Source organism: Allobosea sp. CCNWLY174, assembly GCF_037120455.1.
GTDB lineage: Bacteria > Pseudomonadota > Alphaproteobacteria > Rhizobiales > Beijerinckiaceae > Allobosea > Allobosea lupini.
Genome location: NZ_JBBBBQ010000008.1, coordinates 68507 through 82377 on the forward strand (window position 1 = coordinate 68507; position 13871 = coordinate 82377).

A 13871-nucleotide genomic window follows, 5' to 3' on the forward strand; every position below is an offset into this window, starting at 1 on the left:
GCATGATCCCGTCGCAATGAGTTCGATCGAGATCGCAGACGCCATCGACGAGAAGCCGGCCGCGCCTCCTGCTCGGCCGGCTTCTCGCGTTGGCCTGCGGCTCGCCGGCTTCCTGCTGCCGGTCGTCCTCGCGATCATCTGGGAAATCCTCGTCCGGGCCGGCCTTGCCAATGGCCGGCTGATGCCGCCACCCAGCGTGGTCGGCAAAACGCTCTGGCAGCTTGCCGTCAGCGGCGAGCTCTGGACCCATGCCGCCGCGACGCTCTGGCGCGTCGCGGCCGGCTTCGGCATCGGCGCTGCCGTCGGCACCGCGCTCGGCGCGCTGACAGGTGCCCTGCCATTGGCCCGCGGCCTGCTCGACCCGACCTTGCAGGCCCTGCGCGCCATCCCCTCGATCGCCTGGGTGCCGCTGTTCATCCTGTGGTTCGGGATCTTCGAGGCCTCGAAGGTGGCGCTGATCGCGGTCGGCGTCTTCTTCCCGGTCTATCTCGGCGTCGCCGCCGCCATTCTCTCGATCGACCGCAAGATCGTCGAGGTCGGCCGCGTCTTTCGCCTCGGCCGGCTCGCGATGGTCCGGCGTGTCTTGCTGCCGGCGATCCTGCCCGACTGGTTCACGGCGTTGCGCGGCGGTCTCGGCCTCGGCTTCATGTTCGTCGTCGCCGCCGAGATCATGGGCGCGAGCGAGGGGCTCGGCTATCTCCTGGTCGATGGCCAGCAGCTCGGCCGACCCGACACGATCATCGCTGCCATCATCGCCTTCGCCGTGCTCGGCAAGCTCGCCGATGGGCTCCTGCTCGCGCTGACGCGGCCCTTCCTCGCCTGGCAGGACACTGCCAGGGACAGGCTCTGAGGGCGCGATGCTGGCCTTCGATCAGCTCTCCAAGACCTATGCCGACGGCACCCGCGCGCTCTCCGCGATCGACATCTCCGTTGCCGCCGGCGAGATCCTGGCGCTGGTCGGCGGCTCAGGGTGCGGCAAGACCACCCTGCTGCGCCTCGTCGCCGGGCTCGACCGGCCGAGCGAAGGCCGCATCCTGCTCGACGGCGCCGCCATCACCGAGCCGCGGGCCGATGTCGGCGTGATCTTCCAGGAGCCGCGCTTGCTGCCTTGGCTCTCGGTCGCCGCCAATGCCGGCTTCGGCCTCAGCCATCTGCCTGCGGCGGAGCGTGACCGCCTCGTCACCGGGGCGCTCGCCCGCGTCGGCCTCGCCGGCTATGAGGCACGCTGGCCGCGCGAGCTTTCCGGCGGCCAGCAGCAGCGCGTCGCCATCGCCCGCGCCCTCGTCACCCGGCCCAAGCTCCTCCTGATGGACGAGCCCTTCTCCGCGCTTGACGCCACCACGCGCGCCAGCCTGCACGGCCATCTCCTCGCGCTCTGGGAGGAGAGCCGGCCGACCGTCGTGATGGTCACCCACGATGTCGAAGAAGCCGTAACGCTGGCTGACCGCATCGTGGTGATGCAGCCTAGGCCCGGCCGCATCTTCGACGAGCTCGACAATCCGCTGGCCCGCCCGCGCGACCGGCTCTCGCCGGCCTTCGAGGCGACCAAGCGCGAGGCGCTGCGCACGCTCGACCGCTCGCTTACCGACAGCGAGCCACGCCAGCACAAGGCGGCCGAGAGCGCCGGCATGTGGTGGTAACGACCGTTTGACAAAACGGACGCTCAGACCTTATGAAAGGACACGCGCCGATTTGAGCCTCAGCTTGCGGGCGCGAAACAAATGCAGCTAAAGCGCGGGACGACGGGACGGCCTCAAGGCCGTCGGCGCTCCTTCCGCCTTGTCTATGGATGGAGCCAGTTGTGTCGGCCGATCTTCACGATTTTCCCCGTTCTCACGATCACGCCCTGTCACGTCCCGCTGCGGGCGAGGTCGTCGCGCTGCTCGGCACTCCCGAGGTGCGCGCGCTGGCCCTGCGTGGGTTCGCCGGCCTGAGGGCTGACGAAGGAACGGTGCCGACTGCCGGGATCGGCCTGCTCTGTGCCCGGCCGCGCTTCTTCCCCTGGCTCGATCTCGCCGAGAACCTCGCCTTTGCCTTGCCCAAAGCCACACCGTTCGAGCGCGAGGGCCTGATCGCCAATGTGCTGGTCCGCGTCGGCCTTGCCGCGCAGGCGACGCAACGGCCCGGGACGCTCTCGCCGGAAGAGCTGCTGCGACTCGCCATCGCCCGCCTGCTGCTGGTCAGGCCGCGCCTGCTGCTGATCGACGAGCCCTTCGCAACGCTCGACACCGAGGCGCGCAACCGGCTCGCGGCCTTCCTGCCTGAACTCTGTACGCAGGGGCGTCCGGCCGTCGTCATCGCCACCGGCTCGGTCGAGGATGCCCTGCGCCTCGCCGACCGCATCCTCGTCCTGCCGCAGCAGCCGGGCCCGGTCGCCTTCAGCCTCGACAACCTGCTCGCCCGCCCGCGCGAGGAGGGTTCGGTCGGCTTCGTCGCCCTGCGCCGCGAATTGCGCCGGGCGCTCGACAAGGAAGTCCGGCATGCCGCGCCGGAGGTGGAGGCAGCGGCCTGAACCGGCTAGACAGGCCGCGAACCGTTTCTGCCAGGGATCACGATCATGGACGTCACCGCGCTGCGCGCTCTGCAGGCTCCGCTCAAGGACAAGTATCGTGAGGCGCCCGATGCGGCGGTGATCACGCTGAAAGCAAAAGGCGAACTCGACGACCAGCACATCGCCTGCAAGGTCGAAACCGGCCGGGCGATTGCGCTTGCCGGCCTCCATCCTGCCACCGGCGGCTCCGGCGCCGAGCTCTGCTCCGGCGACATGCTGCTCGAGGCGCTGGTCGCCTGCGCCGGCGTCACGCTGAAGGCGGTCGCGACCGCGCTCGAGATCGAATTGAAGAAGGGCACGGTCCGGGCCGAGGGCGATCTCGACTTCCGCGGCACGCTCGGCGTCGCCAAGGACGCCGCGGTCGGCTTCAAGGCGATCCGCCTGTCCTTCGATGTCGAAACCGATGCGCCTCAGGACAAGCTCGACACGCTGCTCAAGCTGACCGAGCGCTACTGCGTCGTCTTCCAGACGCTCAATGTGAAGCCGGAGCTCTCGGCGAATCTCGCGCGGGCCTGATCAGGCCGGCAGCGGGCGCGGCGATCCATCCGCCTCCGTCGCTTCCGGTTCCTGCGAAATCGGCGCCGTCATCGGGTCAATGATCGCGAAGGGGCGCTCCGACATCTGTTCGGGCGCGGCGCGCTGGCGGATGCGCAGCGCCGCCAGGGCTGCGAGCAGCGCGCTGATCGCCGCCATGAAATAGAGTAGCCCGTTGATGTCGAGCCGCGCCATCACCTGGGCGCCAAGCAGCGGGCCGAGCGCCGAGCCGATGCCGCTGACCAGGATCAGCCGGCCGCTGACGGCGACGACGCGGTCCTGCGGCATGCGGTCGAGCGCATGGGCGACGCAGACAGGATAGAGCGTCGACATGAACCCCCCGAGCAGGGCGGCGACCGGCAGCACCGCGCCGAGATGGCGCGGAACCAGATCGAGCGCCACGGCAGCCACTGTGAAGCCGAGCGCCAGTCCCGCCAGCACGATGCGGCGGTCGCCGCGATCGGAGAGGCGGCCGACCGGGACCTGGAAGGCGAAGCCGCCGAGCACCGCGACCAGCATGAACAGCGCGATCGTCTCCTGCGGGATGGCATTGCGCGCCATCCAGGCCGGGAACAGCGCATAGAAGGCGCTGCTGATCATGCCGGCGATGACGCAACCGATCACTGAGATCGGCGCCTGCCGTGTCAGCTCGCCATAAGGCAGCGAGGCCTCCGCTGGCAGCGTCGGCGCCTCCGCGCGGGTCGTGCTGACCATCACCAGCGCCAGCGCGAACAGCGCGACGATGATGTTGAACGGGGTGGCGGTCTCGACCGGGAGCTTGCCGATCAGCAATTGGCCCGCCGCCAGCGCCAGGAAGGTGCCGACCATATAGATCGAGAAGATGCGGCCGCGCTGCTCGGGCGGAGCCTTGGCGTTGAGCCAGCTCTCGGTGGTGATGAACAGGCCGACGCAGCCCAGGCCGATCGCCATCCGGCCCGCGATCCAGCCCACCGGCGAAACGAAGAGCGGCATCGCCGACGTTCCGACCACGACCATGCCGGCGAAGGCGGCATAAGCCCGGATATGGCCGATGCGCTGGATCACCTGCCCGCACCAGACGGCGCCGATGGTGAAGCCGACGAAATAGGCGCTGAGCACGATGCCGGTGAGTGTTGGGCCGAAGCCCTCATTCGTCAGCCGCAACGACAGGAACGTGTTGAAGAAGCCGTTGGCGAGCTGAACGAGGCTCGTCGCGGCGATGAGCGTTCCGATCTGAACGAGCAAGGGTCACGGCCTCCGGCGCAGTCTGGGAAGGCCTGCAACTCAACGCCGGAATGTGATCTCGCCATGGCGACCGGGACGAATGGTGCCGCGCCGCGTCACTCCGCCGCCTTCAGCTTCACCGCCTTGGCGAAGGGCAGCTGCGGCTCGTTCGGGCTGGCGTCGTCGAATTCGAGCGCCCCAATCCGCTCGGCCCGGCCGGTGACCTTGCCGGCCGATGTCCTGATCTGGGCGACGTCGTCCTGCGCCTGGCGGAAATGGCTGTCGAGCTTGTCGACGCGTTCGCCGAGCCGGCGGACATCGTCGAGCAGCTTGCCGACTTCGGCCTGGATCACCTGCGCTTCCTCGCGCATGCGGGCATCGCGCACCAGCGACTGCATCAATTGGATCGCCAGCGCCAGCAGCGAGGGCGAGACGATCATCACCCGCGACCGGTGCGCCTTCTGGATGATGTCGTCGAAATGCTCGTGCAGGTCGGCGTAAATCGCCTCCGACGGCACGAAGAGCAGCGCCATGTCCTGCGTCTCGCCCGGCAGGAAATAGCGCTCGGCGATGTCCTTGACGTGCTGGCCGACATCGGCGCGCACCCGTGCCGACGCGTGCTTCTTCGCCTCCTCGCCGCGTGCCTCGCGCAGCATGGTGAAGCTCTCCAGCGGAAACTTGGCATCGATGACGAGGCCGCGCCCGTCGCCCGGCAGGGTGACCAGGCAGTCCGGGCGCTTGCCGGTCGAGAGCGTCGGCTGGAAGGAGAAGAAGGCGGCCGGCAGCCCGTCGCGGATGATCGCCTCCATCCGGCCCTGGCCATAGGCGCCGCGCGCCTGCTTGTTGGCGAGCACGTCCTTCAGCGTCACCACCTCGCCGGTGAGCTCGGTCAGGTTCTTCTGAGCGTTGTCGATGACGGCGAGGCGCTCCTGCAGCTTGCCGAGGCTCTCATTGGTCTGACGGACATTCTGCTCCAGCCCGGCGCCCACCTGCTGGCGCAGGCCGTCCATCCGTTCGGCCATGATCCGGGCAAGGTCGCCCTGCCGGGTCGAGAGGATCTCGGCCATGGTCTGCATGCGGCCGCTGAGTTCGGCCTGCTGCCGGTTCATCTCGGCGACCTTGTCGTCCATCTCACGGGCGCGCTCGGCCGCCATCGCCGCCTCGATCTCGCGCCGGCGCGCCGCGCGCCACGACGAGAGCAGCGCCAGGACAAGCAGGAGGAGCGTCAGACCGGCGAAGCCGAAGGCGGCTTCGGCCCAGCTCACGGGACGCTCCAGCAGGACGAAGGCGATCTGGTTCATGCCGCAAGCCTACACCATCCCGGCCGCAAATCTAGAACATAAGCGGAACAGTTTGACCGTTTCGTCACAAGCGCTTATGTCGCGGCAACTCCTGAAAACGTCCCAGAGCGCCCTATGGCCATCCGCCCCCTCGTCATCCTGCCCGACTCGATGCTGCGCAAGGTCTCCGCGCCGATCGACGACATCAAGCCGGAGATCCGCAAGCTGGCGGACGACATGCTGGAGACGATGTACGACGCGCCGGGAATCGGCCTTGCCGCGATCCAGATCGGCGAGCCGGTCCGGCTGGTCACCATCGACGTTTCGAAGAAGGCGGAAGAAGGCGAGGAACAGAAGCGCGAGCCGCTGGTCTTCATCAATCCCGAGGTGACCTGGCGCTCGGAGGAGCTGAGCTCCTATGAGGAAGGCTGTCTCTCGATTCCCGAATATTACGAGGAGGTCGAGCGGCCGGCGCGCGTCAAGGTCAGCTATCGCGATCTCGACGGCAAGGCGCAGGAGATCGAGGCTGACGGCCTGCTCGCCACCTGCCTGCAGCACGAGATCGACCATCTCAACGGCGTGCTCTTCATCGACTATCTGTCACGGCTGAAGCGCGACCGGGTCAACAAGCGCTTCGCCAAGGCGGCGAAACGGGAGAGCGCGGCCTGACCGGCCGGGGCGAAACATTATGAGCTTGCGCGTCATCTTCATGGGCACGCCGGATTTCGCCGTGCCCACCTTGACCGAGATCATCGGCCAGGGCCACGAGGTCGTCTCCGTCTATACCCGCGCCCCCGCGCCGGCCGGGCGCGGCATGGAACTGCGGCCCTCGCCGGTCCAGGTCACGGCTGAGCGCTTCGGCATCCCGGTGTTCTCGCCGATGACGCTGAAGACCGCCGAGGCGGCCGAGGTCATGGCCTCGCACGAGGCCGACGTCGCCGTCGTCGTCGCCTATGGCCTGATCCTGCCCAGGGCGATCCTGGAGGCGCCGGAACTCGGCTGCCTCAATCTGCACGCTTCGCTGCTGCCGCGCTGGCGCGGCGCCGCGCCGATCCAGCGCGCCATCATGGCGGGCGACGCCGAAACCGGCGTCTGCGTCATGAAGATGGAGGAGGGGCTGGATACCGGCCCGGTCGCCATGGTCGAGCGGCTTGCGATCGACGGCAACGCCACGGCCGGCGACATGCATGACCGGCTCGCCGGCCTCGGCGCCGACCTGATGGTCCGGGCGCTGGCCGCGCTCAGCCGCGGTGGCCTGCGCTTCACGTCGCAGGCGGAAGAGGGCGTGACCTATGCCAGCAAGATCGGCAATGACGAGGCAAGGCTGAGCTGGAACCGGCCGGCGCAGCAGGTTCACGACGTCGTGCGCGGCCTCTCGCCCTTCCCCGGCGCCTTCGTCGAGGTCGATCTCGGCAAGGGACCGGAGCGGTTGAAGCTCTTGCGCACCGCGCGCGCCGGCGGCGCGGCCGAGCCGGGCACGCTGCTCGACGACGAGGGCACCATCGCCTGCGCGGTCGGGGCGGTGAAGCTGCTCCAGGTCCAGCGCGCCGGAAAGGGGCCGATGAGCGCCCAGGAGTTCCTGCGCGGGGCGCGGCTCTCGGCGGGCGCGAAGCTCTAGTACCGGGAGGCATTGAAAATGGCTCCCGGTATTCCGTATGTGGATTTCGACAGCCGAAGGCTGCGTTTGAGAAATTCACATTGGATCAACGGCCTGACGCGTCAGCGTCACTGGCCGTTGGGATAAGTCTATGCCCCGTTACAAGCTCGTCATCGAATATGACGGCACGCCCTTCTCGGGCTGGCAGCGCCAGCTCAATGGGCCGTCCGTGCAACAGAGTGTCGAGGAGGCGATCGAAGCCTTCTGCGGTCATGCCGTGCGCCTGCATTGCGCCGGGCGCACCGATGCCGGCGTCCACGCCACCCATCAGGTTGCCCATGTCGATCTCGACAAGGAGTGGCGCACCGACGTCGTGCGTGACGCCAGCAATGCCAGGCTGAAGCGCCTGCCGGTGGCGGTGCTGAGCGCGCAGGCGGTGCCCGAAACCTTCGATGCCCGCATCTCGGCGACGCGGCGCTACTACATCTACCGCATCCTCGATCGGCGGGCGCAGCCGGCCCTCGATGCGAACCGGGTCTGGCATGTCCCCGTCAAGCTCGACCATGAGGCGATGGACCGCGCCGCCAAGGCGCTGATCGGCCATCACGACTTCACCACCTTCCGCGCCGCCGAATGCCAGGCCAATGGCCCAATGCGCACGCTCGACCGGTTCGATTGCCGGCGCGAGGGGGCCGAGATCGTGGCTTACGTCCATGCCCGTTCCTTCCTGCATCACCAGATCCGCTCCATGGTCGGTTGCCTCAAGATGGTCGGCATGGGGCGCTGGCCGGAGAACAAGGTCGGCAAGGTGCTGGCGGCACGCGACCGCTCGCAGTGCGCCGCGCTGGCGCCGCCCTGCGGGCTTTATCTGGCAGGCGTGGATTACTGAGGCCGGCTCAGAACCCGGCCAACCCGAAAATCTTCAACACCGTGTAGTCGGCAAGCACGCTGGCGCAGGCGATCGCGCCGGCAACGCCGCTCTTCGCGCCGAACGTGGCCCTGGCGACGCAATAGCGCAATCGCAGCACGATCGCCGCGAAGGCGAGACTCTGGAAGCCGGCGATGCCGGGGTTTGACCAGCCGAGCGCGAACACCGTCGCCGGCACCGCCATCAGCGCCGCGGAGAGGATGCCGGCCCAGTTCCAGGCGATGACGAAGCTGGTGAAGCGGGGGTTGCGGGTGAGGCCGGGCGCGAGCCCGACCAGCAGCGCCGGCACCGCAATTATCGCCAGGATCTCCGCCGTGACGATGGCTGCGATCATGCCCGGTGCATCGAACAACCCGCCGCTGTTGGAGAGGCCGACGAGCGTGCGCTCGGCCGCCAGCGCCGGAATCATCGATGGCACCACCAGCACCAGCGCGAGATAGGAGCGCCAGAACCCGTCGCGGCTCATGTCGAGATCGGGCAGGGCTTTCGCGTCGGCCCGCAGCAGGCGCCAGGAGGCAGCGAGCGATCGCGTCACATCGTCGGCAGCAAGCCTCATGGCCCAACCCTCCGGACGTCACGGCATTAGACTTTCGTCTAAACTGTGGGCGTCAGGGTCGGTTCCGTCAAGCCTGCTGCGCTGCAGCGAAATAGCTCGTCAGTAAACGGTGCGTGATCCGCTCCAGCGCGACGAGGTCGGCGATGGCGACCCGCTCGTCGACCTGGTGCATGGTCTGGCCGACGACGCCGTATTCGACCACGGGGCAGTAGTCCTTGATGAAGCGGGCGTCGGAAGTGCCCCCCGTCGTTGACAGGGCCGGGCGCTTGCCGGTCTCGGCTTCAACGGCCTCGGCGGCCATCGCCACGAACGGTCCCGGCTGGGTCAGGAAGGCGACTGCGTTGGTCGGTTCGAAGCTGACCTCGTAACGCACGGTGTTGCCGGCTGCCTCGCGCAGGCGGCGCTCGATCTCGGCTGCCAGCGTCTCCGGCGTCCAGAGGTCGTTGAAGCGGATGTTGAACACGGCCCGCGCTTGCGCCGGGATGACGTTGGTCGCGGGATTGCCGACATCGAGCGTGGTCACCTCGAGATTGCTCGGGTCGAAATGCTCGGTGCCGGCATCGAGCGGGCTTGCGTCCAGCGCCGCCAGCAGCCGGACCATGCCGCGGATCGGATTCTGGGCGAGGTGCGGATAGCCGACATGGCCCTGCACGCCCTGCACGGCGAGCTTGCCGGTCAGTGAGCCGCGCCGGCCGATCTTGATCATATCGCTCATCGCCGCCGGATTGGTCGGCTCGCCGAGGAGGCAATGGTCGAAGCGCTCCCCGCGCGCGTCGGCCCAGGCCAGCAGCTTGACCGTGCCGTTGACGGCGGGGCCTTCCTCGTCGCCGGTGACGAGGAAGGCGATCGAGCCCGGCGCATCGGGGTTCTGGCGGCGATAGCGGATCGCGGCGCAGGTCATGGCGGCGAGTCCGCCCTTCATGTCGCAGGCGCCGCGGCCATAGAGCACGCCGCCTTCGATGTCCGCCGCAAAGGGATCATGCGTCCAGGCGGCGAGGTCGCCGGGCGGGACGACATCGGTATGGCCGGCAATGACGAAGACCGGGCCCTCGTTGCCGATGCGGGCATAGAGGTTCTCGATGTCCGGCATGCCAGGCTCCGAGAAAGTCGGTCGCTCGACGCTGAAGCCTTCGGCGCTCAACACGGCATCGAGCAGCGCGAGCGCGCCGCCGTCGGCCGGTGTCACCGAGGCGCAGCGCACCAGGGCCTGGGTGAGGGCGACCGGATCGGTGGCGTCAAACTCGAGTAAGGTGGGTGTGTGCTGGCTCATCGAGCCGGTCTAGAGGCTAGCAGTGACCCTGGCTAGCCTCTGGCAGCCCCGCTTTGCTCCGCAAGCGGGGCGTCGCGGCCGACGCCCGGCATCAGGCCGAGGTCGATCAGCGCGACCAGCCAGGCCATCGTCGAGATCGCGATCAGCGAGGGCGCCCAGGCATAGCCGAGCAGCGGCTGGACTTCCCGCGGCAGCACGATGGCGCAGACCAGCAGGATGCCGAACAGCGACGAGCCGCCCCGGTCGGTGGCGCGCTTGGCTGCCAGCGCCGCCCAGGGGAACAGAGCGAAGGCATTGGCGAAGGCCACGATCTTGGCGGCGGCATATTTGTCCGCGACCTGCGGCGCAGCCCACTGGACCGCCAGCAGGCAGAGGGCGAGCGCGATGCTGCCGAGCCAGAACTGGCGCAGGCCGATGCGGCCATCGAGGTCGGTGAACAGGCGGATTGCGGACATGTGTCAAGCTCCGATCCGATACCCTCGCACGCCGGGGCGCCCGAATGAAGCACATGGTGAATAAAAGGTTAATGCCTCCGAACCAGTTGTGCCGCCAGAGAAAATGCCTGCAGAGAAAAAGCTTGAATGCTGCCGGGCGCGCCGCTAGCTGCGAAACGTTCTCCGGATTTCTAGAGCGAACCATTCGGCCGGATGGGCGAATGGCAGGTTGACTGAGCGGCGCGCGGCGCCGCCGAGCGAGGTTTTGGGCATGACCATTCGTCTGCACCGCGGCGATCTTCCCGATGAGTTCGAGCCGGGCCCGATCCTGGCGATCGACACCGAGACGCTCGGCCTCAATCCGCAGCGCGACCGGCTCTGCGTGGTGCAGCTTTCGCGTGGCGACGGCACTGCCGACGTCGTCCAGATCCCGAAGGGCGCCCCGGCGCCGGCCAATCTCTGCCGCATCCTCGCCGATCCCGGCGTGCTGAAGCTGTTCCACTTCGCCCGCTTCGACATCGCCGCGCTGGAGAAGGCGTTCGGCGTCGTCACCACGCCGGTCTATTGCACCAAGATCGCCTCCAAGCTGGTGCGCACCTATACGGATCGGCACGGGCTGAAGGACCTCGTCCGCGAGCTCCTCGGGGTCGAATTGTCGAAACAGCAGCAATCCTCGGACTGGGGCGCCGATACGCTGACCGAAGCGCAGCTCGGCTATGCCGCCTCGGACGTGCTGCATCTGCATGCCCTGAAGGCGAAGCTCGATGTGATGCTGGAGCGCGAGAGCCGCGGCCATCTCGCCAAGGCCTGCTTCGGCTTCCTGCCGGCGCGCGCCGAGCTTGATCTCGCCGGTTGGCCAGAGGTCGACATCTTCGCGCATACGTAAAGTTGATGTATCTGAGCTAGGGTCATCCGTCTGGCGGTTGCCGGACCGGGCGCTGCTGATTGTCGGCGTGCGCCGGTTCGACATGAAAAAGCCGCCGGTGGCTGGCAATGGGCGGGCATGAGCTTGGCTATCACAACTCCTGAGACACGCAGCCCGGCGGCGATTCGGGCGCAGATGCGGCAGAGCGCCTTCCGGGCCGCGCGCCGGCATTCCGCGCTCGTGCGCCTGCTCCGGCGCCTGATTCCGATCGGGGCGATCGTCGCGGTGGTGGGGTTGATCATCGTTCCCTTCCTCAACCCGCTGCGCCATGCCGGCAATTTCTCGCTGGGTGGGATCAGCCTGTCGGGCGGCAAGGTGGTGATGGAAACGCCGAAGCTCGCCGGCTATCGCAAGGACAACAGTCCTTACGAGGTCACGGCGGAATCGGCTCTGCAGGACGTCCGCAATCCCACGCAGATCGAGCTCGTGCAGATGGTCGCGCGGGTGCTGATGAAGTCCGAAGGCTGGATCAACATCAATGCCCGCAGCGGCCTTTTCGACCAGACGAAAGAGAAGCTGAAGCTGATCGACGACGTGAAGATCCGCACCGATTCGGGCTATGATGTCCGCATGCACACCGCCGACGTCGATTTCAAGGCCGGAACCGTCAACTCGCGCGAGCCGGTGAAGGTCAATCTCGGCACGACGACGGTTGACGCCGATACGCTTGACGTGAAGGACAATGGCGCGCTCATCACCTTCGAGGGGCGCGTGCATGTGCTGATCGAGAACGCGCCGGCCCGCAGCCTGGCCGGCCCGGAGCGCGAAGGCAGCACGCCCAATCTCGAAGCTCTTCGCCCGGCCGGCAAGCCGTGAGATCATCGCATCCAGCCATGCAGTTCAGCTACAGGTCACCGATGAAAGCTCTCGCTCTCGCTCTCGCTGTTCTGGTCGCTCCGGCGCTGTCGACAGCTGCATTCGCTCAGCAGCCGGCCGCCAAGCCGGCCAAGGCGCGCGGTGGCGCTCCGGGCTCGCCTTTCGGCGGCATGGGCGGCGACAGCAAGGAACCGATCAAGATCGACGCGAACAAGCTCGACGTGCTCGACAAGGACAACAAGGCGGTCTTCTCGGGCAATGTCGTCGCCGTGCAGGGCGAGACGACCGTGCGCTGCTCGGTGATGACGGTGTTCTATGAGGGCCGGGGCCAGGGTGGGACGCCGAGGCCGGCACAGCCTGCCGCGCAAGGCCAGGGCGCCAATGACGGCGCGATCAAGCGCATCGAATGCAGCGGGCCGGTCACCGTCGTCTCGAAGACCCAGGCCGCGACCTCGGACAATGCCGTCTTCGACCGCGCCAATAATCAGGTGATCATGACCGGCAATGTCGCGCTGAACGATGGCCCGAACATCACCCGCGGCGACAAGCTGGTCTATAATACGCAGACCGGCATCGCCAACGTGACGTCGAGCGGGCGTGTCCAGGGCTTCTTCGTGCCGAACTCGGGTGACAACAAGGACGGCAAGGACAACAAGGCCGGCGCCAAGCCAACCAATTGATATTCCTTTGCGGCAGGGGCGGCTGCAGGAAGGCGTTGCCAGTTCGGCGCGCCTCGCATACCAGAGCGGACCCATGTCGAACGCCAGCAGCTTGAATTTCCTCCTGTGACGATATCCACGTCTCCGCCTTCCGATGCTGGCCAGCAGGCGCAGCCAAGCCCGGCGCGGCCGGCCAAGGCGCCGGCGACGCCGGGGCTGTTCGGGCGACTCTTCGGCCGGGGCAAGGACAAGCAGGCTGTCGAAGACGACGAGCAGCCTGGCCCGGTCGCGAGCCCGGTCGGCGGTGCCGGCATCCTCGCCGTCAGCGGCCTGCGCAAGACCTATGGCGCCCGCAATGTCGTGAGCGAGGCCTCGCTCTATGTCCGCAATGGCGAGGCGGTCGGCCTGCTCGGCCCGAACGGCGCCGGCAAGACCACGATCTTCTACATGATCACCGGTCTGGTCAGCGCCGATATGGGTGTGATTTCGCTCGAAGGGAACGACATCACCAACCTGCCGATGTACCAGCGCGCCCGGCTCGGCATCGGTTATCTGCCGCAGGAAGCCTCAATCTTCCGCGGCCTCTCGGTCGAGGACAATATCCGGGCCGTGCTCGAGGTGGTTGAGCCGAACCGCAAGAAGCGCGAGCGTGAGCTCGACAAGCTGCTCGACGAATTCAACATCAGCCGCCTGCGCAAGGCGCCTTCGATCGCGCTCTCGGGCGGCGAGCGCCGCCGCTGCGAGATCGCCCGCGCACTCGCCGGGCGGCCCTCCTTCATCCTGCTCGACGAGCCCTTCGCCGGCATCGACCCGATCGCGGTCGGCGACATCCAGGAGCTGGTCCGGCAATTGACCGATCGCGGCATCGGCGTGCTGATCACCGACCACAATGTCCGCGAGACGCTCGGGTTGGTCGATCGCGCCTACATCATCCATTCCGGCCGGGTGCTGACCGAGGGCTCACCGGCCGAGATCATCGCCAATGCCGATGTCCGGCGTGTCTATCTCGGCGAGGATTTCCGGCTCTGAGGCGTCCGGCCCGCGGTCGCCCCACCGGCTATGTTGCGGTGCATTAACTTCCCGACGCAAAAGCCTGTCCAAGGCTTTGACGTGGCCGC

Annotated in this window: 16 protein-coding genes; 11 read left to right on the forward strand and 5 right to left on the reverse strand. The window is 67.6% G+C overall.

The genetic code is table 11. The annotated features are described in order from the left end of the window. Positions 1 to 16: 16 nt before the first annotated feature. The 4 genes from V7S63_RS21130 (at position 17) to V7S63_RS21145 (ending at position 3067) form a co-directional block, all read left to right on the forward strand. Entirely contained in the window at positions 17 to 850 is an 834-nt protein-coding gene (locus V7S63_RS21130; RefSeq protein ID WP_100962834.1) for an ABC transporter permease, read from the forward strand. 7 nt (positions 851 to 857) lie between these two features. After that, positions 858 to 1640, forward strand: a complete 783-nt coding sequence (locus V7S63_RS21135) for an ABC transporter ATP-binding protein (RefSeq protein WP_336531661.1) — start codon at positions 858 to 860, stop codon at positions 1638 to 1640. A gap of 161 nt (positions 1641 to 1801) precedes the next feature. Further along, on the forward strand, positions 1802 to 2512 hold the full coding sequence (locus V7S63_RS21140) for an ATP-binding cassette domain-containing protein (protein ID WP_336531662.1): 711 nt from the start codon (positions 1802 to 1804) through the stop codon (positions 2510 to 2512). Positions 2513 to 2557: 45 nt separating this feature from the next. After that, on the forward strand, positions 2558 to 3067 hold the full coding sequence (locus tag V7S63_RS21145) for an OsmC family protein (RefSeq protein ID WP_091833586.1): 510 nt from the start codon (positions 2558 to 2560) through the stop codon (positions 3065 to 3067). Here V7S63_RS21145 and V7S63_RS21150 read toward each other — a convergent pair whose 3' ends face one another. Together V7S63_RS21150 and V7S63_RS21155 are read right to left on the reverse strand one after the other, a co-directional pair. After that, entirely contained in the window at positions 3068 to 4309 is a 1242-nt protein-coding gene (locus V7S63_RS21150) for an MFS transporter (protein WP_336531663.1), read from the reverse strand. It abuts the gene before it with no gap. 95 nt (positions 4310 to 4404) lie between these two features. Then, a complete protein-coding gene (locus tag V7S63_RS21155) occupies positions 4405 to 5589 on the reverse strand; it encodes a DNA recombination protein RmuC (protein WP_336531664.1) in 1185 nt (394 codons plus the stop codon). A 114-nt stretch (positions 5590 to 5703) separates the two neighbouring features. On the opposite strand from V7S63_RS21155, the gene def reads away from it, so the two are divergent. From def to truA, 3 genes are all read left to right on the forward strand, one after another. Further along, a complete protein-coding gene (gene def, locus V7S63_RS21160) occupies positions 5704 to 6237 on the forward strand; it encodes a peptide deformylase (RefSeq protein WP_336531665.1) in 534 nt (177 codons plus the stop codon). 19 nt (positions 6238 to 6256) lie between these two features. Continuing rightward, entirely contained in the window at positions 6257 to 7186 is a 930-nt protein-coding gene (gene fmt / locus V7S63_RS21165) for a methionyl-tRNA formyltransferase (RefSeq protein ID WP_336531666.1), read from the forward strand. Between the two features lie 130 nt (positions 7187 to 7316). Beyond that, positions 7317 to 8054 carry a tRNA pseudouridine(38-40) synthase TruA gene (truA, locus tag V7S63_RS21170; protein WP_336531667.1) on the forward strand — a complete coding sequence of 246 codons (738 nt, stop codon included), beginning with the start codon at positions 7317 to 7319 and terminating at the stop codon, positions 8052 to 8054. A 7-nt stretch (positions 8055 to 8061) separates the two neighbouring features. Here the strand turns inward: truA and V7S63_RS21175 are convergent, their stop codons facing one another. The 3 genes from V7S63_RS21175 to V7S63_RS21185 form a co-directional block, all read right to left on the reverse strand. Next, positions 8062 to 8649: a hypothetical protein gene (locus tag V7S63_RS21175; RefSeq protein ID WP_336531668.1), complete on the reverse strand. Its 588-nt coding sequence runs from the start codon at positions 8647 to 8649 to the stop codon at positions 8062 to 8064. Between the two features lie 67 nt (positions 8650 to 8716). Further along, positions 8717 to 9919 carry a succinyl-diaminopimelate desuccinylase gene (gene dapE / locus V7S63_RS21180; RefSeq protein ID WP_336531669.1) on the reverse strand — a complete coding sequence of 401 codons (1203 nt, stop codon included), beginning with the start codon at positions 9917 to 9919 and terminating at the stop codon, positions 8717 to 8719. Between the two features lie 32 nt (positions 9920 to 9951). Further along, on the reverse strand, positions 9952 to 10374 hold the full coding sequence (locus V7S63_RS21185) for a DUF805 domain-containing protein (protein ID WP_091833609.1): 423 nt from the start codon (positions 10372 to 10374) through the stop codon (positions 9952 to 9954). Between the two features lie 250 nt (positions 10375 to 10624). Between V7S63_RS21185 and V7S63_RS21190 the strand changes: the two genes are divergently transcribed. From V7S63_RS21190 to lptB, 4 genes are all read left to right on the forward strand, one after another. Then, positions 10625 to 11239, forward strand: a complete 615-nt coding sequence (locus V7S63_RS21190) for a ribonuclease D (RefSeq protein ID WP_336531670.1) — start codon at positions 10625 to 10627, stop codon at positions 11237 to 11239. Positions 11240 to 11413: 174 nt separating this feature from the next. Then, positions 11414 to 12094, forward strand: a complete 681-nt coding sequence (lptC, locus tag V7S63_RS21195; RefSeq protein ID WP_336531671.1) for an LPS export ABC transporter periplasmic protein LptC — start codon at positions 11414 to 11416, stop codon at positions 12092 to 12094. 41 nt (positions 12095 to 12135) lie between these two features. Beyond that, the gene (locus V7S63_RS21200; protein WP_091833618.1) at positions 12136 to 12774 is read left to right on the forward strand and encodes an LptA/OstA family protein; all 639 of its coding nucleotides are present in this window, start codon (positions 12136 to 12138) and stop codon (positions 12772 to 12774) included. A gap of 111 nt (positions 12775 to 12885) precedes the next feature. After that, positions 12886 to 13782, forward strand: a complete 897-nt coding sequence (lptB, locus tag V7S63_RS21205) for an LPS export ABC transporter ATP-binding protein (RefSeq protein WP_442896497.1) — start codon at positions 12886 to 12888, stop codon at positions 13780 to 13782. Positions 13783 to 13871 lie beyond the last annotated feature (89 nt).